Here is a 21856-nt window from a genome sequence, read left to right as displayed (position 1 = left end):
TCCTTCAAATCCAGAATTTATCGCGGACGGTTGCCTTGCGCATTCCGTCTGGTGTTTCGACCTCTACTTTGGTTCCCGCATCCCAATGGGTCATGCGGATCATTCCAATCGCAACGTTTGTCGTAAAATCGGGTGACCACGCAGCGGAGCTGATGTTACCGACCTTTTTGCCGCCAGCAAAAACCGACCAGAGATGATCACACGCAGGCACAGCGTCCCCGTCAATCTCGATCGCACGAATTTGACGAATCGGCCCTTCCATCGCGACGCGCAGCAAAGCGTCCCGGCCAACACAACCAATCGCGCTCTGCGTATCACAGAATTTGCCAAGGCCGCATTCGTGCGGGGTATTGTTGCGCGTCATGTCGTTGCCATACGACAGCAGCCCGCCCTCAATGCGTTCTATCAGATTTGGGCACCCTGCCCTTACATTGAGGTCTTCGCCCGCTTTGAAAAGCGCGTCCCACAGCGGCATCCCGATATCGCTACCTTCGACATAAATTTCGAAACCACCCTGTTTCGAGTAACCAGATCGCGCGATCACCAGATCGCGTCCTTCAAAACTGAAGCGATCATAGCGGAAAAACCGCAGCTTGCGGATTTCTTCGCCAAAGACCCGCGCCATCAGATCATCAGATTTTGGCCCCTGAATCCCGAGTGGCGAAACATCCGGCTCGTCCACCAGCACGTCCAGACGATAGCCATAAGCAATGCCCTTGGCCCAAAACAACAAGTCGCTGTCCGCAATCGAAATCCACCAGCGATCTTCGGCCAGTTTCACGGCGACCGGGTCATTGAGCATGCCGCCAGTTTCATCAACGATAGGCACGTAGAAACATTGACCTAGCTGCATATTACTCAGGTCGCGCGGTGTCAGCATTTGCATTAAACGTTGGGCATCAGGTCCCCGAAGCTCAACCTGACGTTCACACGACACATCCCAAATCTGCACATGGTCTTTAAGATGTCTGTAATCGGCGACCACGCTTTCGAAAACCGTTGGCAGCAGCATGTGGTTGTAGACAGTGTATCCTTTGACGCCCGCTGCCTCGACACCTTCGCTAAAAGGGGTGCGGCGCAAACGGCGGGACTGAGCGATTAGAGCCATCAGGCATCCTCCGGCATAAAGAAGAGATCGGTATCACCGGGGCGTGCGCCCGCTGCTGTTAACATAGCATGAATCTGCCCGCGGTGATGGGTCTGGTGATTGAAAAAATGCGTGATGCAGAGCGCAAGTGGCTTAATTATTTCGCGCCCCATAGCACCGGAAAACCAGATCAGGTCGCCGGCAAGGTCTTCTTCGGTCAGATTTTCAGCCCAACGCAAAATGCGCGCATCGGCCTTGGCGCGTTCAAGCTTAATCTGCTCCCAGTCCATAACAAAATTCTCGCTGCCGGGAATGCCGGTTTTTGGCGGCTCCCATCCATCAAAGCGGCTCATCCAGATCGTATCGCCCCAAAGAAGGTGAGAAAACGTGCCGCGGATAGAACCAAAAAAGGCGCCTCTGTCCGCATCGCGCGCCTTTTCGTCAAGCGTATCGGCAGCCGTCAGCAGGTTGTTGTTCTGCCATCGGTTATACCGCGCCATAGTGTGACAATAGCCGGGGGCTATCACCGGCCCGGGCCTTTCCAGTCAATCTGACAAATCTCAGCCGAACGGCCCGAGAAATCCCAGACACGGCCATAGGCCCGCACTTTGCCTTTGGTGGCCGTTGCAATCGTAATGTCCGGGCCCATCCAGTAGCCTGTGTTGCTAACGACGATATCCTGATCGGGGTCGTTCCCCTCGACAGGGACGATTTCACCCTGAATGGTTTTGCCAACCATCAGGCGGCGCGCCTTGCCCTCTGTGGTAAATTCAACAGGTGCGCGTTCTGCGCCCATGAATTCGCTGACCAACATGGAAAACAGCCCTGTTGTACCTTTGGCCGCGCCTGAAAAGATTTTGACCAGCGCGTCATATGCTTCATCGCTTGAGCGTTCGTCTATGTAAGCAGCGGCCTTCCAGTTGCCCCGCCCCATCATTCCCGGGATATCGAGCACGAGCCCAACATTGAGGCCAGACAGATCCGTGTCTCCATACTGACCTTTGTCAATGCGAATGCCCGACCATGCCTGACAATAACCTTCGGTCGGGGGGTGCGCACCAAGGCTGACCACGCAGGGGCAGAACACAGTGCAGTTACAGTTGAGGATCAACTCCCCCTTGATGGTCCATTCTGGTAGATCAGCCATTTCATTCCTCCTAAAGATTTTCAGAACAGGCCTATCGCCTGCCCCGCTAATACAATTGCCCCACCAATCAGGGCGACGCCCAGGGGGCGTGTCACGTAGCGCCCGATCTCGGGCAGTTTTTCAAAAACCATGATCAGGGTCGCAAGCCCCATCCAGATCAGGTTCATTGCGCCGCCAACAAAGGCCAGCGCCATTAAGGCCCAGCAACATCCAAGGCAGATCAAACCAAGCCGAAGCCCCATCGTTGCGGCATTCCAGCGGGTGGGCGACCAATGTTCCATAAAGAACGTAAGCGGCATTCTGCATTTCGAGAGGCAAGCCTCTTTCAGAGGTGAGAACTGGTAAATACCCGCGACCAGCAGCAGTACAACAGAAAACCAATCTGACAAGCTCTGACCAATTGGGGACACCAGGCCCGCCGCTGACAGGGTCATCTGTGCAGCAGCGGCGAATACAGAAAACCCGAGCCAGATCACCAGATATCCGCCAAGCAATTCGTAGAAACCCCGGCGCGTCGTTGCCTGTGTGGCAGTCAGATCATCGTAAGTTGTGAGGGCTGGCAAAAACGTTGGGGCCATCATTGCGGCGGACATAGCTGCCCACATCAAAACAACCTTGAAGTAACCTGCCGCGTCCGGCGTGACCGAACAAAGTTCCACCCAGAACTCTGCCCCGTAAATACGCCCCATGTCGCGCAGGTCTGATGGCAGCGACATCGCATATAAAACGACCCATGCACCAAGGATCAAACCGAATACGGCAAGCCAGTGGCCGCCCGTCATTCGCCTTATCCTTTGTGCAAAATCCATGTCTCTTTCCTTATGTGCCGAGTCGGAATACAATTGTCAGACTTTTAAATGTCTGACAAATGAAAAATGGCGATGAAAGATAAAAAACCTAAGCGCGATCTGTCCGTTCAAATCGCCGAAGCGATCAAAGATGCAATCATTTCAGGACAGTTGATCGTTGATGAACGTCTGCCCTCCGAAGCAGAGCTTTCTTTAAAGTTTGGCGTTTCTCGCCCGACGGTGCGCGAAGCACTAAAGCGGCTGGCCGCGCAGAACCTGATCCGGACTCAACGTGGGGCAACTGGTGGGGCCTTTGTCAATCGCATCCGATTTGAAGAAGCCTATGGCCAACAAATCACGACCTCGACGCTGTTGTTGTCGATGAATGAAGTTGATTTTGAAACAGCCTGCGAAGCGCGTTTCATGTTGGAACGCGCCTGTGTGACGCTTTCCGCCCAGCGGCGGACCGATGACCAGCTTGCGACAATGCGCGCAGAAATTCACCGGCAGGCACAACCCGGTTTGTCGGATGAAGCTTTTTGCGCCTCTGACGTCGCGTTTCACCGCGCACTTGTGGATGGGGCAGATAACCCGGTTTTGTCTTATCAGTTGGCAGGCGCTGTCGAAGCGATTGAGCCGCTTATGAACATGGTCACTTTCACGGCACGCAACCGCGCGCGCATCGTCGAACTTCACACCCAAATCGCCAATGCGATCGAAAACCATGACAGTTCAGCAGCAGATCAGGCGCTGGCAGACCTTGCTGCCTATTCTGTTGAGCTGGCACATGACGTACGCGAAGCACGGCAATCCAGAAAGAAAACCACTGCGCCGGCAGCGTCTTAGGCCTTGCGCCTACACCACCGCCACCTTATCTTAACAATGTTCCTTCGGGGACTATGGACATAAACGCGCTCGTAATAAGCGGATCGGACCCGGGGGCGGTACCCGGCGACTCCACCAGAAATCCTTCATTTGGGGATCATGGGGTCGAAACAGGATCGACGAACGTCTAAAGGTGTTTGCTTTGTCTCGGTGAGATACCACCGTTATCGGTTCACAAAAGCTAGTTGCAAATGACAACAAAGCTCCGATGGCTCTTGCTGCGTAAGCAGTTCGATCTATCAAAACTTAAGCCCTTGCGCCTAGCAGCGTAAGGCGGGGTTCGCAGGCACCTGGCAACAGAAGCCTGCACTTTCACATCTAATTTGAACCCAAAATCAGGCGTTCTGTGTAGTTGTATGTGGTTTTGTCAGATACAGGTACCTGCGCGGCCTCGCTTGACAGGTCGTCCCTTGCCATGCACTTTCCCTTTCATGGGGCTAAACGCGAACGCCCCGTGAGGCGGTAGCCCAAGTTTCGCATTCCCTGACCCATTTCTCAGCGAGGATGCCTATGCCTGCCCCAAATGAAATTTCAGTAAATCAACTCATGCGTCTGATTGGGACACCGGATGCCCCAACCATCGTGGACGTCTGCATCGACGAAGATTTTGCCGCCGATCCAAGGTTGCTGCCCGGCTCTGTCCGTCACAGCCACAAAGATATGCCTGCGCTTGCTGCCGTTCTCGACAAACAGCACGTTGTAATTGTCTGTCAGAAAGGCAAGAAACTTTCACAAGGTGTTGTAGCCTGGCTTCGCACGCAGGGTATGAACGCTGAATATCTGGCGGGTGGGCATCATGCCTGGCGTGATGCTGGCGCGCCCCTGATCCCCGCGAGCGCCCTCCCTGCCCCAGTCAACGGTTCAACGCTTTGGGTCACGCGTCACCGACCCAAAATTGACCGGATCGCGTGCCCATGGCTGATACGCCGCTTCATTGATGAAAAGGCGCAGTTTCTGTTTGTGTCCCCGTCCGAAGTTCTGGGCGTGGCAGAAAAATTTGGCGCAACCCCGTTTGATGTAGAGGACGTTCATTTCAGCCATCGTGACGAGAACTGTACCTTTGACACGATGCTCACCGAATTTGCCCTTGAGACAGAACCATTGCTGCGACTTGCCAACGTGGTCCGGGGAGCTGATACAAACCGGCACGACCTTACACCGGAATCGGCTGGGCTGCTGGCTCTGTCTGTCGGCTTATCGCGTCAATACAAAGACGACACTGAGCAGCTAAACGCCGGTATGGCGCTTTATGACGCGCTTTATCGCTGGGCGCGCGACGGGTATGAAGAAGGTCATGACTGGCCGACCGGAAAGCGCTGATGAACGATATCTCTTTACGCGAATTCACGCGCATCTTCACCCGCATCGGCATTCTGTCGTTTGGCGGCCCTGCCGCACAAATCGCGCTTATGCACCGCGAACTGGTCGATGAGCGCCCCTGGCTGACCGAACAGCAATTCCTGAGTGCACTGTCTTTTTGCATGTTGCTACCGGGGCCAGAGGCAATGCAGCTTGCAACCTATGCCGGCTGGCGCTTGCGCGGCGTACCGGGTGGTTTGATTGCCGGGTTGCTGTTTGTTGTCCCCGGCGCACTGTTTATGCTGGGGCTCAGCATGGCCTACGCCGCCTACGGTGCCGTTCCATTGATCAATGCGTTGTTTCTTGGGGTTAAAGCCACCGTTGTGGTCGTCGTTGTCGAAGCCTTGCTTCGCATATCAAGAAAGGCCCTGAAGGGCCGTGCGCACTGGGTGATTGCCGGGCTTTCCTTTGTTGGAATATTTTTCCTGGATCTGCCTTTTCCGTTGATAATCTTGCTGGCCGGAGCATACGGCTATTTCATGGCCAAAGCGCCGGACACCCCGGCAAAACGTGACCAAGTTAAACTGCCTTTTAAAGCCCTGGGAATCTGGCTTTCACTCTGGTGGGCACCAATCGCCTTGCTGTGGGCGTCTGGTGCGACAATGCTTGCTCAGGTTGGGCTGTTTTTCTCAAAGCTCGCTGTTGTGACCTTTGGCGGCGCGTATGCGGTGTTGGCGTATATGGCACAGGAAGTTGTTGCAGACAAAGGGTGGCTTACCACCCCTCAGATGATGGATGGGCTTGGCCTCGCGGAAACAACGCCGGGGCCGCTCATTCTGGTAACGGAATTCGTTGGCTATCAAGCCGGGTTTGGAAGTGGTGGTCTGTTTCTTGGGGTCATCGCTGCCCTCGTAACCCTCTGGGTCACCTTTGTGCCCTGTTTTCTATGGATTTTCGTTGGTGCGCCCTACATCGACTGGCTCTCGCATATGCCGCGCCTGTCTGCGGGTTTGCGTGCAATCACGGCCGCAGTTGTTGGCGTCATTTTGAACCTGTCGCTTTGGTTCGGCCTGCATGTATTGTTCGCAACGGTGGATGAACGCAGTTTTGGGGTTCTCAGCGCACCGGTTCCCTCCCTGTCTTCAATTGATCTGGTTGCGCTTGGTTTGGCGATCTGTGCTGGCGTTCTGCTGCTTTGGAAACACTGGAGCCTGCCGCTCGTGCTGGGCCTTGCCGCTTTGGCGTCGGCGGCCATCTCATTGATCTGAAATCAAAGCTGGGTAACGATATTTTGCCTTACAGACCCTTCCCTTCGACATCAAATACCTTATGCTGATGGTACGATCCAACTAAAGGCTCATTCCCATGTCACGCACCATTGAATATGGAAACCTGATGCACCGCGCCATGCGGCGGCTGATTCAGGAAGTGTTGACCGATGTGGCCGAAAACGGCCTGCCCGGGGTGCATCATTTCTTCATCACATTTGACACGCTGCACCCCGACGTGAAAATCGCCGATTGGCTGAACGAGCGTTACCCAGACGAAATGACCGTCGTTATGCAGCATTGGTTTGACGGGCTCGAGGTGACGGATGAAGGCTTTTCCGTCACACTGAATTTTGGTGACCAGCCTGAACCGCTCTATATCCCTTACGATTCAATCGTCACTTTTGTTGACCCGTCCGTTGAATTTGGACTGCGCTTTGAAACGCATGATTCCGAAGAAGAGGACGACGACGAAGATGCGGCAGAAGCACCGATGGCGGTAGACGAACCGGAAGACGAACATCACGACGCCGAAGTCGTCAGCCTTGACAGTTTCCGCAAGTAGCGCAGCGTTCTGATTTCCACCTCAGTTTTGGTGCTTTCAAGCGGCCAAGTTGGATATTGTCTTTTCATCTGCGACAAGTACGTTTCACGTGTCTTGGTCTTCAGCCCGGATGTCGCATTGATTTCCTGCCCATGCACGTTAGAAAAGGCGCCAACGCCTGAGGAGAGCATTGATGACCAACACCCGCACCGAAACCGACAGCTTTGGCCCACTGGAAGTTCCAAGTGAAAAATACTGGGGCGCACAGACCCAGCGCAGCCTGATGAACTTTCCTATTGGCTGGGAAAAGCAGCCCGTCGCGATTGTACGTGCTCTTGGGGTGATCAAACAGGCTTGTGCCGAGGCAAACATGGAAAGCGGAAACCTTGACGCAGAAAAAGGTAAAGCCATTGTTCAGGCCGCAGGCGAAGTCGTCGCAGGTCAATTTGACGACAACTTTCCACTTGTCGTCTGGCAGACAGGGTCCGGCACCCAATCCAATATGAACGCGAACGAAGTCATCGCGAACCGCGCCATTGAAATTCTTGGTGGTGTAATTGGCTCCAAAGACCCGGTGCATCCGAATGATCACTGCAACATGGGTCAGTCATCAAACGACACATTTCCGACCGCTATGCACATTGCAACTGCAATGACAGCGCATAACGTTTTGATTCCAGGACTTGAAAAGCTGCACGCGGCGCTTGAAGCCAAGGTCGCTGAGTTCGAGGGCATCATCAAAATCGGTCGCACCCATACGATGGATGCAACGCCACTGACGCTGGCACAGGAGTTTTCGGGATATGCGCATCAGGTCGCGATGGGCCTGCAACGTGTGAAAACCTCTTTGGCGCATATTTATGAACTGGCACAAGGCGGCACCGCTGTCGGCACAGGCCTGAACACACGTATCGGCTGGGGCGTAACCGTTGCTGCCAATATGGCCCGCATCACCGGCCTGCCCTTTGTTACAGCACCCAACAAATTCGAAGCCCTCGCAGCACACGACGCGATGGTCGAAATCTCGGGTTCGCTAAAAACAGTTGCAGCATCGCTGTTCAAAATCGCCAACGATATCCGCCTGCTTGGTTCAGGCCCCCGCTGCGGTCTGGGCGAACTGATGTTGCCAGAAAATGAGCCCGGCTCTTCCATCATGCCGGGCAAAGTTAACCCAACCCAATGCGAGGCGCTTACGCAGGTTTGCGCACATGTCTTTGGAAATGACGCGGCTGTTGGCTTTGCCGGCTCTCAGGGGCATTTTGAGCTGAACGTTTACAAACCAATGATGGCGTACAACGTTTTGCAATCCATGCAACTATTGGGTGATGCCGCCGCTGCATTTACCGACAACTGTGTTGTGGGCATTCGCGCTGATCGTGACCGGATAGAAAAACTGATGCGGGAATCGCTGATGCTGGTTACGGCCCTTGCCCCAACCATTGGGTATGACAATGCAACCAAGGTGGCAAAAACTGCGCATAAGAATGGAACCACACTGAAGGAAGAGGCAATCAACCTTGGTCTTGTTGACGCCGAAACTTTCGAAAAGGTTGTCCGGCCTGAAAACATGATTGGCCCCAAAAGCTAATGGCGAAAATCACGAACCTTTCTCGTGCGCGCAAGACATGTGCACGAGAACAGGACCGCGCCAAGGCGGATGCGAATGCGGCACGCTTCGGGCGCACGAAGATGCAGAAAGACGCAGAGGCGGAAAGCGCCGAAAAGCTGCGCAAACATCTTGACCAACACCGGAACGAAGAATGAGCACGCGTCCCAAAAAACGTTCGCTCACATTGCACGGCCATCGAACGAGCGTGACGCTTGAAGATGAATTTTGGAACGCGTTTCGAGACATCGCATCTGAGCGAGATCAGCCAATCAACGCTCTCGCCGCTGAAATTGATGACACGCGCGGTCAGGAAATTGGCCTGGCCTCTGCAATTCGTCTTTTTGTGCTGGCATACTATCAGGATTAACCAAATCTTAAGGTAATCTGACACAGCTTAGCGGCATGTCGAATCTAACAGAGCTCATGCCACCGCAAATTTGGCTTCGCCAGATATTTGATGCGAAATCCGCGCGCGATGGCGGCATCGTCAGGCGAAAAACAAAGGACGTCGAACGTATCGTCGGCAGGACTGCGCTTGAAATGGAACTTCGCAGACGCGGGTTTCATGCGGTTGAAAACGCTGGTCAAATTGTCATCTTCTGCAACAACGCTCCCGTCAAAGTAATCAGTTGAATTTGAGCGCCAAAAATCCTTTCAAAGGATTTTGCAAGACTTTTCACAAAAGTCTTGGACCCTTCAATTAACGTCGCGATATTTTCAACCAAATTCCGTCCCTTGCCCGCACAGTCAAATGCGCAACCGGGACCGGCGTGCGTTCCGAGACAATTTCAAACCTAAAATGCTTTAGCACCTTGGAAAGTATGAGCGGCCCCTCAACCATCGCAAACCCCGCGCCCGTGCAAACCCGCGGACCTGACGAAAATGGAATGAACGCCTCTCGTTGACATTGCTTACCGTTCTCCGTGGCCCAGCGGCCCGGATCAAAAGCATCCGGGTTGTCCCACAGTCTCTCGTGCCGGTGTAGATGCCAGGGGCTTATCACCATTTGTGAACCCGGCTTGATGTCGCGGTCTCGAAAGTGCTCTGGACAGCTGTTTTCCCGCACCATCATCGGAACAGGTGGGTACAAACGCAGAGTTTCCCGGAACACATCTTTGCTTAACTTCAGCTTGGAAGCCATTGTAAAATCTATATCTTCCAAAATATCGGCTTCGCGTACCAGCCGCTCCTGCCACTCTGGAAAAAGCGCCATAAGGTAAAGCGACCAGGCAAGTGCTGATGCGCTGGTTTCATGTCCGGCCAGAAAGAAGATCGCCACCTGATCAACCATTTCCTCAGTAGAAAACGTTTCGCCTGTTACAGGGTCGGCCATTGTCATAATTTTGGTTGCAAGATCATCGGGGGCCGTTCCCAATTCAATTTTGGCCATGCGTTCGCGCGTAAGTTCCGCAATTAGTGATCTTATTTCGCGCGCTGTTCGTTTGGTTTTTGATTTGAAGAACCGAGGAACCCAACCCGGAACCGGCAAGAACGCTGCTAGGTTCAGAATTGGCTGTGTCCTCTGATAGGCGCGAAACTGGTTGAAGACCTGATTTGCGGTTTCGTGTTCAATCGGGATTGAAAACAATGTCCGAAAAATCACATCAGCGGCGACATGGCTTGTTTCTTGCTCAATCTCAATGGGCGCATCATTGCAAAGCGTCCCTAACCTTTCCACCGCGGCCTCAGCCGCCGCCCACATCGCCGGAAACGTATCGCGAAGTCGCCCGCCTTCAAATGCCGGGTCGATAATTCTGCGCTGACGCTTCCACTGCTCGCCATTGGTTAAGAAAACGGAGTTTCCGAGCAAGGGGCGCAACCCTTCCCCCACCCTGTCAGACTTCGGAAAATCATCCGGGCGCTGGTTCAACACGGTTTTCACAAGATCTGGTTGGTTGAGCAGATAGGAGCGGAAAAACACTGTCCGAAACTCTGCCATCCACGCACGATACAGTTTTGCTGGCTGCGCAGAGAGGATGTCTTTGCGAAACAGTCGCGCATATCTCCAGAGCGAAACCTTGGGCGGGCGGCTTTGGGGTTTCGGTGGGAGCGTCACGCCGTCATTTCCTGGTACGGAGACAAAGGAGCCTCGATACGTGACGTAGACGGCGCACGCCCCGCAAATCGTGATACCAAAGTCTTGGGCCCAGCGGTGATCTGGAAATAGTCGTAATCGCCTGGTTGATCGAACGCACAAAGATATTGGAAATGCAGCCTGAAAAACCGCCATCGCAACTCTTTCCACCTTTCAGGGCTCAGGGTTTGACTGAAAGCCGCTGAAAGCACCAGCGGCCAGCGTTTGCCCTCTGGCGCCACCCCTGACACAGAAACCGGGTCGCACAGGGCAAATGCGCACCCATCACCCGGCGCTGTGACATCCACCCAGGTCAGTTCTTCACGAGCAGAAAGATAGTTTAGATCCGCGCGCAATCTGTACGCTTTAGGCAGAAAAGAAACCATTGGCACAACCTGCCCAAGCGTCAGGAACGAAAGCTTAGGCCCAACCCTTGGAACGCCTCCTTCGCGGATCACATCAGCAAGAATGGAAACACCAAGCGACGCGCCAGAAGAATGCCCAACAACCAAAACCTCATCCACGTCGTCCTTAAGGGCCGTGGAGATTTCGCCAGCAAACTCTGAAATGCGTTTTTCCAGTTCTGGCGGATTGGCACCACGCGACCGCGCAGAATAAGAATAATCATGCATCAGGTAGTAAACGAAAAGCTTGCTATCAATTTTCCGAAAGTACCGAAGGGACGACACAATCACGACCAAAGCCACCGGCCAAGAGGCCCAAGGATGCAGCAACGCACTGAAAGCAGCCGCAAGCCAAGCTAGAAGCAGCGCCAGAACCAATTGTAACACCAACATAAAAATCGGATAAAGTGCTGCAATAACAGGGCCTTTTCGGGTCTTCATCAACTGCCAAAACGCGCCCGAAGATATATACGTCCAGGCGGTTCGCACCATAAGCAGATAGGTCATCGGAATATTCATCTCCATCGATGATTTCACGATGTCGGACCAGACAAGAACCTCAAAATCTGTCTTTGTCTTAACGCCTTCAATCTCTGCTTCGACATGCCAGGCATATCGTCCGCCACCAGATTTCGGAGTAAGTGTAAGCGTGTATCCTGAAATCGCAGCCTGCCCTGCACCTTCCCTCCGGTACAGTTCGCGGTAGCGCCTTGGCGAGATTGGGTCATAGCCGGGAATGTAGAACACCCGCCGCCTAACCACCTTTTGTTGCCCGTCTGACATTTGCCTGCCTTTGCTACGCTCAGCAAAGACTAGCGAAGGTTCTGCGCGAAATTAAGCCCTGAAAACAGCAATGCTCAGCCAAAGTTCTGTAAGACCGGGAATTTCTCATTCAGCCACCAGGCAAGATCGGTAAATTTACCCGTTACCATCATCAAACCCACGGTCCAGAGCAAAAGGCCCATGGTCCGCTCTATCTGCATCATATGCCGTTTCATCCAAGCAATCACCCCGGTCATGCTGGGAAAGAACGCAGCAACCAGCAGGAACGGGATGCCAAGCCCCATCGCATAGACCGCAAGCAAAAAACCACCTCGTGAAACAGACCCATCCTGTGCCGCAATAGACAGGATCATCCCTAGCTGAGGTCCGATACATGGCGTCCAGCCAAAGGCGAACGCCAGCCCCAACAGATAAGCCCCAAAGGCAGACCCCCCTTTGTCACCCGCATCAATCCGCGCCTCACGGTCCAGAATGGGAATACGGTACACACCCACAAAATGCGCCCCAAAAACCATAACAACGACGCCAGATAGGATGACGAACCATTCCTGGTTTTGCAAAAAGAACCGCCCGAACACAGAGGCCGTCGCGCCTAACAGGATAAAAACGGTCGATAGCCCCAAAATAAAGAAAAATGCGGAAAGCACCGCCCGGCGGCGCGCCGTTCTGACTTCGCCCATTTCGCTGATCGTAATACCGCCCATATAGGCAAGATACGGCGGTACTATTGGCAGGACACAAGGGCTGAGAAACGACAATAGACCGCCTAACAATGCAACGATCATCGAGGGCACGAGGCTGGCGTCAAACAGGTCAATTCCGAACATCTGAAGTTCCTTCTTTCCCATGCAATACGCGAACAATCGCATCAGGTCACGGGCACATAAAGTAACATTGCCGTGGACAAGTTGTGGCAACCCTCCTATCTCGCTGGTCTATGAAATGGAATGATGAAATTGATGCTCTTGGCTTGTTGTGCCCACTGCCGGTGCTAAAAGCACGCAAACGCCTGAAAGCCATGGAAAGTGGTCAGGTTTTGCGCCTTTTTGCGGACGATCCGGCTGCGGTCGTTGATGTCCCGCATTTCTGTGCCGAGGGTGGCCACACGCTCGTTGCTTCGGAACGCGCCGGCGCGACGCAGGTTTATTTCATTCGCAAAGGCTAAAAGTAACGCATTTGACCCGCACATGAAAACGCCGGGGTAAACCCCGGCGTCTATCGTTCAATATTGATCTGTTAGCTAATCAGCGACCGAGTGACCACCAGCCCTTTTTCTTGGACTTGGGTTCTGCGGTTTCAGACACGTCTGCGGTACTTGGCGCAGCAGAAAGTGCTGCGACACGCGTCGTTTCATCTGCCGCAGGTTCAATTGGAACAGGCTGGCTTATCGCAACAGGCTCTGGCGCAGGCAGGTCAGGCTTTGCGTTCTCTTTCGTCTCTCCACCTTCTTCAGAAGCTGCGGTTTCTTTTTGCTTTGCTTCTTTTGCGAGTGCAGCCTTGGATTTTGCCCTGGGTTTGGCAGGTGCGCGCTTGCGTGCTGGCTTTTTAGCAGGTTGCATCTCTGTTTCAACTGCCGCGCTGTCGGTTGTTACAACCTCTTCAACCACAGTTTCTGGCGCAGCGTCTGTCACCACATCAGTTTCTGCAACCTTCGCCTTTGGCGTACGCCGACGTGGCACACGTTTTCTTGGCTTCTTCTCAGGTTCGGCTTCCGCTGTCTCGGCAACCACAACTGTAGCATCGCTGTTAGAGGTGGGTTCAGAAACAACGGCCTCCGCTGCCGCTACCGGTTCAGGGCTTTGCCCTTCATCTCTTTCTTGAGATCCCGCTGCCTCGGTATCAGCAGACCCGGTCTCTTGTTCCTGAGGCTGGTTTTGCCCGTTCCCACTACGACGACGACGACGGCGACGACGGCGCTTTTTAGGCTGCGGAGCCTGCTCTTCAGCATTTGCTGCGGGTGCCTCGACAATCACCTCAGCCTCTTCAATGCTGTCAATCTGATCCATCAACGAGGTATCCACAGATACGACCGCATCGCTTGTAACCGGGACAACTCTGGTCGCTGTCTTGAACCGCTCAATCGTGAAATCCGGGCTGACGAGATGAGGATCAGCTTCCACACGAACTGACAAACCATATCGCCCTTCGATCTGGGCAATATGTTCCCGCTTGTTGTTCATCAGGAAGTTCATAATCCCGATTGGGGCTTTTAACAGAACTTCACGCGAACGACGGCGAACACCTTCTTCTTCAAGCTGACGCAGAATCGAAAGTGCCAGATTGTCATCGGAACGGATCAAACCAGTACCATGGCAATGGTGACACGGCTGAGTCGTTGTTTCGATCATGCCGGGGCGAAGGCGCTGACGAGACATCTCCATCAGACCAAAACCAGAAATCCGGCCAATCTGAATACGGGCGCGATCAGTTTTCAGCTTGTCTTTCATGCGCTTTTCGACAGCGGCATTATTACGCCGGTCTTCCATGTCGATAAAGTCGATGACAATCAGACCCGCAAGGTCGCGTAGGCGCAACTGACGCGCAACCTCTTCAGCAGCTTCAAGATTGGTTTTGGTTGCCGTTTCCTCGATCGAATTTTCTTTGGTCGCGCGGCCAGAGTTCACGTCAATTGCCACAAGCGCCTCTGTCACGCCGATAACAATGTACCCGCCCGACTTCAGCTGAACCGTTGGGTTGAACATACCAGCCAGATAGGTTTCCACCTGAAAACGGGCAAACAAGGGCAGTGCTTCGTGATACCGTTTCACATTCTTGGCGTGGGACGGCATGATCATTTTCATGAAATCCTTGGCAACACGATAGCCCGCCTCGCCTTCGACAAAAACTTCGTCAATCTCACGATTGTACAGGTCACGAATTGATCGCTTGATCAGATCGCCTTCTTCGTAAATTTTAGCTGGTGCCGTTGATTTCAGCGTTAATTCGCGAATTTGTTCCCACAACCTTTGCAGGTATTCATAGTCGCGTTTGATTTCAGATTTGGTGCGCTGAGCACCCGCCGTGCGGATAATCAGCCCCGCCCCTTGCGGAACATCAATCTCTGTCGCGATTTCTTTCAGTTTTTTACGGTCTGCGGCATTGGTGATTTTGCGGCTGATACCGCCCCCGCGCGCAGTATTCGGCATCAGAACGCAATAGCGCCCTGCAAGCGAAAGATAGGTGGTGAGTGCAGCGCCTTTGTTGCCGCGCTCTTCCTTTACGACCTGAACCAGAAGAATCTGGCGAACCTTGATCACTTCCTGAATTTTATAGCGGCGCACGCGCGGCTTGCGCGGCTGACGAATTTCTTCTGTTACATCTTCATCAGCGACAGATTCAATCTGGTCGTCTTTTTCAGAAGCATCCGCCCTGGGATTTGCGTCAGAATCTGTATCTTCATCGTCACTGTCATCATCTGCAGCTTGGATAACTAAGTTACCTTCCTCAGAGGCGTCAACCGTAACTGGCTGTTCGTCATTCTCTGACACAGCTTCTTCATCAACACTCTCTTCGGATGCTGGTGTCTCGACAGGAGTCTCTGCAACCAACTCCATTGGCGAACTGCCCTCAAGCGTTTCTTCGCCAAGGTCAACAAGATCCATCCCGTTAATTTCAGTGTCTTTTGTCTCAATCGCGTCGTCAGATTTTACATCTTCAGCTTTTGATCTGGAACGAGAACGTGACCGCCGTTTCTTAGGCGCCGGTTTATTTTCCTCTTCATCATCAAGTGACTTGGCATAAGCGCGTTCTTCTTCGAGCAACGCTTCGCGATCTGCCACAGGAATCTGGTAATAATCTGGGTGAATCTCGGAAAAAGCCAGAAATCCGTGACGGTTCCCGCCGTAGTCAACAAACGCCGCCTGAAGCGACGGTTCGACACGTGTAACTTTTGCCAGATATATATTGCCAGCTAGCTGGCGTTTATTTTCAGATTCAAAGTCGAATTCCTCAACCTTGTTTCCGTCGACCACCACGATGCGGGTTTCTTCCGCGTGGGTGGCGTCGATGAGCATTTTCTTAGCCATATTTTCTCTTTGCACACGCGCCGTCGCTCTAACCCCGGTGGGGTAGAAGACGGTCTGCTGTGTCTTGTTTGGGCGAGGTTGGACACGTGGGAACGCGACAGGCCGACCAAACTGGCCCCCGTGCTGCTTCCCATTCTCAATGCGCGTCTCATCGCGGTTCTTCTCCGATGCCTAAAGGGGCACCTGTTAAAACGCCCTGCCGAAATCGGCATCACAGGCAAATTTCTGGTCTCACGACCACATCGGTCTGTTCTGGAATGCAGGGAATTTTACCTGCTGTGCCTCATGAACAGCGAAACTTATCAAAGTGGCCTCGGTTTTTTGTCGGACCACCGTAGGGTGAACATAAGGGCGATTGCACCGAGATTACAATGGCGAAAATCAACAGGACGCCCCGCCCTTCGACGATGACCGCAGGGCCTGTCCCCCAAAAACACTACCAAAAGACTCAAATCTTTAAATAATTTTAAAATTTGCAGTTCGAATAGTGTTGCTTTTTGTTCTGAAAAAGATTTACAGCTTAAAGATAATCAGACCTCTGCAAGCTGTATTTAGCCATTTTTTCATTTAAAGTGCGCCGCGGCAGACAAAGTTCGTCCATCACATTGACGATCGAGCCCTTGTGACGTCGCATTGTATTGTCGATCAACATCCGCTCAAATGCTTCAACATATTCTTTCAAAGGTTTGCCTTCCGTCGTCATCACAGGCTGCGTTTCATCGTTATCCGCCATCAACAGGCTTGCTATTGTTCCAGACCCACGCCGATTTTGCAGAACTGCCCGCTCTGCAATATTTATCAGCTGACGCACGTTTCCGGGCCATGGTGCCTGTAGCAGCTGCGCAGCCTCTTGCGCACTGACCTGCGGTGCATCACAGCCGTATTCTTCAGCAAACTGTTCACTAAGGCGCGTAAACAGAACAAGCACGTCCTCACCCCTTTGGCGGAGCGGTGGCAGCGTGATCTTCATTGCTGCAAGCCTATAAAACAGGTCTGGCCGCAACGCATCTTCGCAGGTTTTGTTCTGCTCCTGGAGATTGCAAATCGCGACGACGCGGGTTTCCGCCGGGCTGCCTTGCTCATTGATGAAGGTCAGTAAACGTGCCTGCGAGGTCTGGCTGAGCGCTTCTATATCTTCAAGCACCAGCGTTCCGCCGCGCGCTTCTTCAACATGCGGAAGTGAGCCACCTTCCTCCATCGGGCCAAACAACCGTTTGCAAAGCTCATCTTCCTCATGCGCCGCACAGGACAAAAGAACAAATCGCTTTCCCGCCCGTGGCCCAACAGCATGCAGTGCATGAGCAACGAGCGATTTTCCGGTGCCGGTTTCCCCATCGATCAGAACATGGCCATCTGCCTGCCCCAGGTCGAGTATGTCTTCGCGAAGACGATCCATCACCGGCGAAGCGCCAATCAGTTTTTTGATGATTGTCGTGCCATCCCCCAGTTCGCGGCGCAAAGCACGGTTGTCCAGCGTCAGGCGGCGCGCCTGTGTCGCCTTTTTGGCGAGCTCGGTCATCCGGTCTGGATTGAACGGTTTTTCCAGAAAATCATAGGCACCGACGCGCATGGCTTCGACCGCCATTGGCACATCACCATGCCCGGTGATCATGATAACTGGCAGCGCACTATCAACGCTCATCAGTTTCTTGAGAAACTGCATCCCGTCCATACCCGGCATCTTTATATCCGAGACAACAATGCCCGGATAATCATTTGCCAGCCCTTTCAGCGCGTCCTCGGCGCTGGAAAAAGTTTCGGTGTCAAATCCGGACAATGCAAGCCACTGACTAATGGATTGCCGCATGTCCTGCTCGTCGTCTACGATTGCTATCTTCATGGCCTGCGCCATTCATGCCCTCATTCGGCTGCTTCGATTTCTTCACTTAATATGGGGAGTTGCACTTCAAATACAGCCCCACCCTTTACAGCGTTCCTTGCGGTTAGCCGCCCTCCGAGGTCGTTTACGATACCCGAGGAAATTGCAAGCCCAAGCCCGACCCCGTCTCCGGGGCGCTTTGTGGTATAAAATGGCTCAAACAGGTTATCGAGGTCTTCAATACCTGCACCGTTATCACGTATGGTCAATGTTGCGGTCTCACCTGCGGAAAGCAGTATTTCAATTTCAGGAGATTCTGCAGTTTTCGTTGCATCAAGCGCGTTCCGGAAAAGGTTGATGATGACCTGCTCCAGACGCAACCCATCCGCCATAACCATAACCGGATGTCGCGGAATCGTCGTTGTGATTTTTACCTGACGGCTTTTCAGCTGGGGTTCCATCATCGATAGTGCCGAAGATATCGCATACCGCGTATCGACAGGCACAAACTCTTCGCCGCCTTTCCTGGCATAGCTTTTCAACTGACGGGTGATCGCACCCATTCTTTCGATCAGATCGTCTATGCGCTGAAACGATGACATGGCTTCGTCCGGTCGTTTTCTCTGCAACAACAGGCGTGCGCCGGCAAGGTAGGTTTTCATTGCCGCAAGGGGTTGGTTAAGTTCATGGCTGACAGCCGCTGACATTTCACCTAAAGCCGCAAGTTTTGACGACTGCGCCAGCGTTTGTTCGGCGACTTCGAGGTCTTTTTCCACTTTTTCACGCTCAGCAATCTCTCGTTGCAGCCGTGCATTCAATTGGCGGAGATCAGCTGACTCCCGCTGAAATATCATCGATCGAACCAGCGCTTTACGGGACAAAAGATAAAAGGTCAGCGCAAGCAACATTGCAAATGTCATGATTTCAAGCGCCAAAAACCCGTTTACTCGTTCGCGCACGGAATTGAAGGTTGTGAAGGACGCGATCCGCCATCCCTGAAACGGAACGCGCGTTTCCAGCCGCATAACCGCCTCGCCCTGCAAATATGCGTCTGGCGGCAGTGCTGCCCAATCTGCTGTTGCCTGAAGCGCACGCGCAATCGCAGATGGTGCAGAACGCGCCTCTAACGCCTCTTCTTCTCTCAGACCACGCCATTTTGGCTCGGTTGCAAGAATTATTTTCCCTTCACTGTTCAGCACTAAAACAGCGTCTGCTGCAATGCCGGCCCAACGCGTTTCAAACTGTCGCAGATCAACTTCAACAACAATGACGCCAATACTGCGTGAGCCCATCTCGATCTTGCGTGAATAGGTGAACAACGTGCCACGGCTATCGTTATTAACAGTTTGAAATACTGTATCGTTAGAACGAACTGCCTCAACAAAATACGCTTCTGCGCGATGCGAAGAGCCGATCAGATTTCTGTCCGTCGCGGCCACGACCCGCCCGTCGTCATCCAGCAAGAGAAGTGAGGCCGCGCCGATTTCGTCAAGGTAGGATATCAACCGTTGCGTTGACTGAGAAAAATCACCGGAATTCAATGCACCTATCAACGAAGGGTCACGCGCTAAAAGCTGCGGTACGATCGAGTTGCGCTTCAATTCACTCAGCAAGTTGCCGGAATAGAGAGAAAGGCGAAGTTCCCCTTTGTTCCGTGTGGTTTCCGTGAACCGTTCAGTCAGTAAAATGTTGGTATACCAAACCACCGCAACGACGACAAAAACCATAACGCTCAGAATCCCGCGCAACCGCCAAGACATGCGCACAGATTTGGATTCGGCTTTCACCAGGGAGTTATCGGCAGTCATGGTGTAAATTTACGCGCGATACTGCCGACGCTCAAGACAAACTCCTCAGGCAGCAACCAGTGAGTCAGCCAACGCGCGGAAAAGCGCCGTACCGTCCGTACCTCCGAGGCGGGAATCTGCCGCCCGTTCGGGATGTGGCATCATTCCAAGCACCCTACGGTTTTCAGATAGAACGCCCGCGATATCTGCAGTAGACCCATTTGGGTTGTCGCCATAGGTGAAAGCGATGCGATCATCGCCCTTCAATCTGCCCAGCGTCTCCGGGTCAACGTTGTAATTCCCATCGTGATGCGCAATCGGAATGTTGATGTTCTGTCCTTTGGTATAGCCGCGCGTAAAGGCCGAGTTTGCTGTCTGAACAGTCAATGGAACGTATTTGCAGATATAATGAAGGTCCGCGTTACGTAGCAAGGCCCCCGGCAGCAAGCCTGTTTCAGTCAAAATCTGAAAACCATTGCAGATACCAAGGACATACCCACCTTTACCTGCAAAATTTACAACAGAACGGCAAATTGGTGATTGCGCTGCAATTGCACCGCACCTCAGATAGTCACCAAAGGAAAACCCACCTGGCACCGCCACGAGGTCAAGCCCCGCAGGAAGCTCTTTGTCCTTGTGCCAGACCATCTGAACATCGGCGCCTGCCTGCTCTAGAGCGACAACAAGATCACGGTCGCAATTTGACCCCGGAAAAACAATAACCGCAGCGCGCATCAGGCGATCTCCACCGAATAGCTTTCTATTACCGTATTTGCGAGCAGCTTTTCGCACATTTTGGCAACCGAAGCTTCTGCCTTTGCCTTGTCAGTTTCGGCAAGGTCAAGCTCTATTACCTTCCCTTGCCGTACAGCTTCAACCCCTTCGAAACCAAGGGTACCAAGGGCATGGCGCACAGCTTCTCCTTGCGGGTCCAGAACACCATTTTTAAGCATGACATGAACACGGGCTTTCATCGGGCTATCCTCAATTGATGATGGTTGGTTTTGGGGTGTGCGTTACGTTAGAGGGCAGCACCCCCAAACGACGCGCAACCTCGGTATAGGCATCGGCCAGATTGCCTAGATCACGGCGAAAAACATCTTTGTCGAGCTTCCGGCCTGTTTCCATGTCCCAAAGACGGCAACTGTCCGGGCTGATTTCGTCTGCAATGATCAAGCGCATAAAATCGTTGTCCCAGACACGGCCAACTTCGATTTTGAAATCCACCAGCTTGATACCGACACCATACATAACGCCTGACATAAAATCGTTCACACGAAGTGCCAGCGCAATAATATCATCAAGATCCTGCTGGCTGGCCCATCCAAACGCGATGATATATTCCTCGGTGACCAGCGGATCACCAAGCGCGTCATCCTTGTAGCTGAATTCCACAATCGGACGCGGCAGTGGCGTGCCTTCTTCGATTCCCAGGCGATTTGACATCGTACCCGCCGCAAAATTGCGCACGATCACCTCTAGCGGAACAATTTCCGCAGACCTGATCAGTTGTTCGCGCATATTCAGGCGTTTCAGAAAATGCGTCGGGATTCCAATATTGGTCAGACCCTTCATAAAGAATTCTGAGAGACGGTTGTTCAACACACCTTTACCGTCGATCACATCCTTTTTCTGAGCGTTAAACGCAGTGGCGTCGTCCTTGAAATACTGGACAAACGTACCCGGCTCCGGCCCTTCATAAAGAATTTTGGCTTTGCCTTCGTAGATCATTTTGCGACGTGCCATTGAATCTCCAACGCGAATGCAGGGGATGAGTCCCCGATCAGATGAGCGCCCTATACGGCATGGGCGTCTTTGTCGCAAGAACGCACACCCCCTTGCAGGAAGGCGCGCAGACAGTCATATCTATTAATAACGCTAAACGATACTGTGTGAGGACAGCTATGACCACCTTTGACGATCGCGAACACGCCTTTGAAAGCAAATATGCCCACGACGAGGAAATGAAATTCAAGGCTGATGCACGTTGCAACAAATTGCTGGGCCTTTGGGCGGCCGGGCTGCTTGGAAAAACCGGGGAAGAAGCTGATAAATATGCGAAAACTGTTGTTGTGGCAGATTTCGAAGAAGCTGGCCATGAAGATGTAGTGCGCAAGGTTGCTGCAGATCTTGGCGACAAATCCGACCCAGACACTATTCGTGCCAAGATGGCCGAGCTTCGTGTTATTGCCAAAACAGAAATCATGAAAGAAGTATGAATTAACAGCAAGTTACTAAACTTTGCTAATGTAAAAGACGCGCATCCTATTTGGACTGCGCGTTTTTTTTTGTTCCGAGTCGGCCGATTATTCGTATGGCCCCCAAAGTATTCTGACC

23 protein-coding genes and 1 other RNA gene are annotated in these 21856 nt (G+C 52.9%); 11 read left to right on the top strand and 13 right to left on the bottom strand.

Annotated elements, in window-relative coordinates; all coding sequences use genetic code 11:
* Window positions 1-4: 4 nt before the first annotated feature.
* The 4 genes from J4E70_RS17485 to J4E70_RS17470 are packed head-to-tail and all read right to left on the bottom strand — an operon-like array spanning window position 5 to window position 3043.
* Window positions 5-1108, bottom strand: a complete 1104-nt coding sequence (locus J4E70_RS17485) for a dimethylsulfoniopropionate demethylase (protein WP_213890945.1) — start codon at window positions 1106-1108, stop codon at window positions 5-7.
* Window positions 1108-1587: a DinB family protein gene (locus J4E70_RS17480; protein ID WP_213890944.1), complete on the bottom strand. Its 480-nt coding sequence runs from the start codon at window positions 1585-1587 to the stop codon at window positions 1108-1110. The genes J4E70_RS17485 and J4E70_RS17480 overlap by 1 nt, the downstream gene beginning before the upstream one ends.
* Window positions 1588-1610: 23 nt before the next feature.
* Complete coding sequence (locus J4E70_RS17475) at window positions 1611-2234, bottom strand: DUF1326 domain-containing protein (RefSeq protein WP_213890943.1); 624 nt, start codon at window positions 2232-2234, stop codon at window positions 1611-1613.
* Between the two features lie 20 nt (window positions 2235-2254).
* Window positions 2255-3043: a DUF2182 domain-containing protein gene (locus J4E70_RS17470; protein WP_246531835.1), complete on the bottom strand. Its 789-nt coding sequence runs from the start codon at window positions 3041-3043 to the stop codon at window positions 2255-2257.
* Between the two features lie 72 nt (window positions 3044-3115).
* Here J4E70_RS17470 and J4E70_RS17465 point away from each other — a divergent pair, with 72 nt between their 5' ends.
* The 9 genes from J4E70_RS17465 (at window position 3116) to J4E70_RS17425 (ending at window position 9260) form a co-directional block, all read left to right on the top strand.
* Window positions 3116-3868 (top strand): FadR/GntR family transcriptional regulator, encoded by a 753-nt coding sequence (locus J4E70_RS17465; protein ID WP_213890942.1) that lies wholly within the window; start codon window positions 3116-3118, stop codon window positions 3866-3868.
* Window positions 3868-4218: a transfer-messenger RNA gene (ssrA, locus tag J4E70_RS17460) on the top strand. The genes J4E70_RS17465 and ssrA overlap by 1 nt, the downstream gene beginning before the upstream one ends.
* 199 nt (window positions 4219-4417) lie before the next feature.
* A complete protein-coding gene (locus J4E70_RS17455; protein WP_213890941.1) occupies window positions 4418-5227 on the top strand; it encodes a chromate resistance protein ChrB domain-containing protein in 810 nt (269 codons plus the stop codon).
* Complete coding sequence (gene chrA, locus J4E70_RS17450; protein WP_213890940.1) at window positions 5227-6474, top strand: chromate efflux transporter; 1248 nt, start codon at window positions 5227-5229, stop codon at window positions 6472-6474. Before J4E70_RS17455 ends, chrA begins: the two co-directional genes overlap by 1 nt.
* Window positions 6475-6571: 97 nt before the next feature.
* The gene (locus tag J4E70_RS17445; RefSeq protein WP_213890939.1) at window positions 6572-7039 is read left to right on the top strand and encodes an SspB family protein; all 468 of its coding nucleotides are present in this window, start codon (window positions 6572-6574) and stop codon (window positions 7037-7039) included.
* A gap of 172 nt (window positions 7040-7211) precedes the next feature.
* Window positions 7212-8606: a class II fumarate hydratase gene (gene fumC / locus J4E70_RS17440; RefSeq protein WP_213890938.1), complete on the top strand. Its 1395-nt coding sequence runs from the start codon at window positions 7212-7214 to the stop codon at window positions 8604-8606.
* A complete protein-coding gene (locus tag J4E70_RS17435; protein ID WP_213890937.1) occupies window positions 8606-8782 on the top strand; it encodes a DUF4169 family protein in 177 nt (58 codons plus the stop codon). The genes fumC and J4E70_RS17435 overlap by 1 nt, the downstream gene beginning before the upstream one ends.
* Window positions 8779-8994 (top strand): ribbon-helix-helix domain-containing protein, encoded by a 216-nt coding sequence (locus J4E70_RS17430; protein ID WP_213890936.1) that lies wholly within the window; start codon window positions 8779-8781, stop codon window positions 8992-8994. Before J4E70_RS17435 ends, J4E70_RS17430 begins: the two co-directional genes overlap by 4 nt.
* Window positions 8995-9029: 35 nt before the next feature.
* Window positions 9030-9260, top strand: a complete 231-nt coding sequence (locus tag J4E70_RS17425; protein ID WP_213890935.1) for an N-(5'-phosphoribosyl)anthranilate isomerase — start codon at window positions 9030-9032, stop codon at window positions 9258-9260.
* A gap of 67 nt (window positions 9261-9327) precedes the next feature.
* On the opposite strand, the gene J4E70_RS17420 is transcribed toward J4E70_RS17425, so the two are convergent.
* The 3 genes from J4E70_RS17420 to J4E70_RS17410 form a co-directional block, all read right to left on the bottom strand.
* Complete coding sequence (locus J4E70_RS17420) at window positions 9328-10683, bottom strand: cytochrome P450 (RefSeq protein WP_213890934.1); 1356 nt, start codon at window positions 10681-10683, stop codon at window positions 9328-9330.
* Window positions 10680-11888, bottom strand: a complete 1209-nt coding sequence (locus tag J4E70_RS17415) for a hypothetical protein (RefSeq protein WP_213890933.1) — start codon at window positions 11886-11888, stop codon at window positions 10680-10682. Before J4E70_RS17415 ends, J4E70_RS17420 begins: the two co-directional genes overlap by 4 nt.
* 74 nt (window positions 11889-11962) lie before the next feature.
* Complete coding sequence (locus tag J4E70_RS17410) at window positions 11963-12715, bottom strand: cytochrome c biogenesis CcdA family protein (protein WP_213890932.1); 753 nt, start codon at window positions 12713-12715, stop codon at window positions 11963-11965.
* 110 nt (window positions 12716-12825) lie between these two features.
* On the opposite strand from J4E70_RS17410, the gene J4E70_RS17405 reads away from it, so the two are divergent.
* Window positions 12826-13053 (top strand): sulfurtransferase TusA family protein, encoded by a 228-nt coding sequence (locus J4E70_RS17405; RefSeq protein ID WP_213890958.1) that lies wholly within the window; start codon window positions 12826-12828, stop codon window positions 13051-13053.
* A gap of 79 nt (window positions 13054-13132) precedes the next feature.
* Here J4E70_RS17405 and J4E70_RS17400 read toward each other — a convergent pair whose 3' ends face one another.
* The 6 genes from J4E70_RS17400 to purC form a co-directional block, all read right to left on the bottom strand.
* Window positions 13133-15913: an Rne/Rng family ribonuclease gene (locus J4E70_RS17400; protein ID WP_213890931.1), complete on the bottom strand. Its 2781-nt coding sequence runs from the start codon at window positions 15911-15913 to the stop codon at window positions 13133-13135.
* Window positions 15914-16433: 520 nt separating this feature from the next.
* Complete coding sequence (locus J4E70_RS17395; RefSeq protein WP_213890930.1) at window positions 16434-17765, bottom strand: sigma-54-dependent transcriptional regulator; 1332 nt, start codon at window positions 17763-17765, stop codon at window positions 16434-16436.
* A gap of 8 nt (window positions 17766-17773) precedes the next feature.
* A complete protein-coding gene (locus J4E70_RS17390) occupies window positions 17774-19540 on the bottom strand; it encodes a sensor histidine kinase (RefSeq protein ID WP_213890929.1) in 1767 nt (588 codons plus the stop codon).
* Between the two features lie 45 nt (window positions 19541-19585).
* Window positions 19586-20254: a phosphoribosylformylglycinamidine synthase subunit PurQ gene (purQ, locus tag J4E70_RS17385; protein ID WP_213890928.1), complete on the bottom strand. Its 669-nt coding sequence runs from the start codon at window positions 20252-20254 to the stop codon at window positions 19586-19588.
* Window positions 20254-20493: a phosphoribosylformylglycinamidine synthase subunit PurS gene (purS, locus tag J4E70_RS17380; protein ID WP_213890927.1), complete on the bottom strand. Its 240-nt coding sequence runs from the start codon at window positions 20491-20493 to the stop codon at window positions 20254-20256. The genes purQ and purS overlap by 1 nt, the downstream gene beginning before the upstream one ends.
* Window positions 20494-20503: 10 nt before the next feature.
* Window positions 20504-21265, bottom strand: a complete 762-nt coding sequence (purC, locus tag J4E70_RS17375) for a phosphoribosylaminoimidazolesuccinocarboxamide synthase (RefSeq protein WP_213890926.1) — start codon at window positions 21263-21265, stop codon at window positions 20504-20506.
* Window positions 21266-21423: 158 nt separating this feature from the next.
* On the opposite strand from purC, the gene J4E70_RS17370 reads away from it, so the two are divergent.
* The gene (locus tag J4E70_RS17370; protein ID WP_213890925.1) at window positions 21424-21738 is read left to right on the top strand and encodes a DUF1476 domain-containing protein; all 315 of its coding nucleotides are present in this window, start codon (window positions 21424-21426) and stop codon (window positions 21736-21738) included.
* The last annotated feature ends 118 nt before the right edge of the window (window positions 21739-21856 follow it).

Origin of the sequence: Pseudohalocynthiibacter aestuariivivens, from assembly GCF_018457175.1 — a bacterium.
GTDB classification, from domain to species: domain Bacteria; phylum Pseudomonadota; class Alphaproteobacteria; order Rhodobacterales; family Rhodobacteraceae; genus Pseudohalocynthiibacter; species Pseudohalocynthiibacter aestuariivivens.
This window is presented reverse-complemented; position numbering and strand designations above follow the sequence as displayed.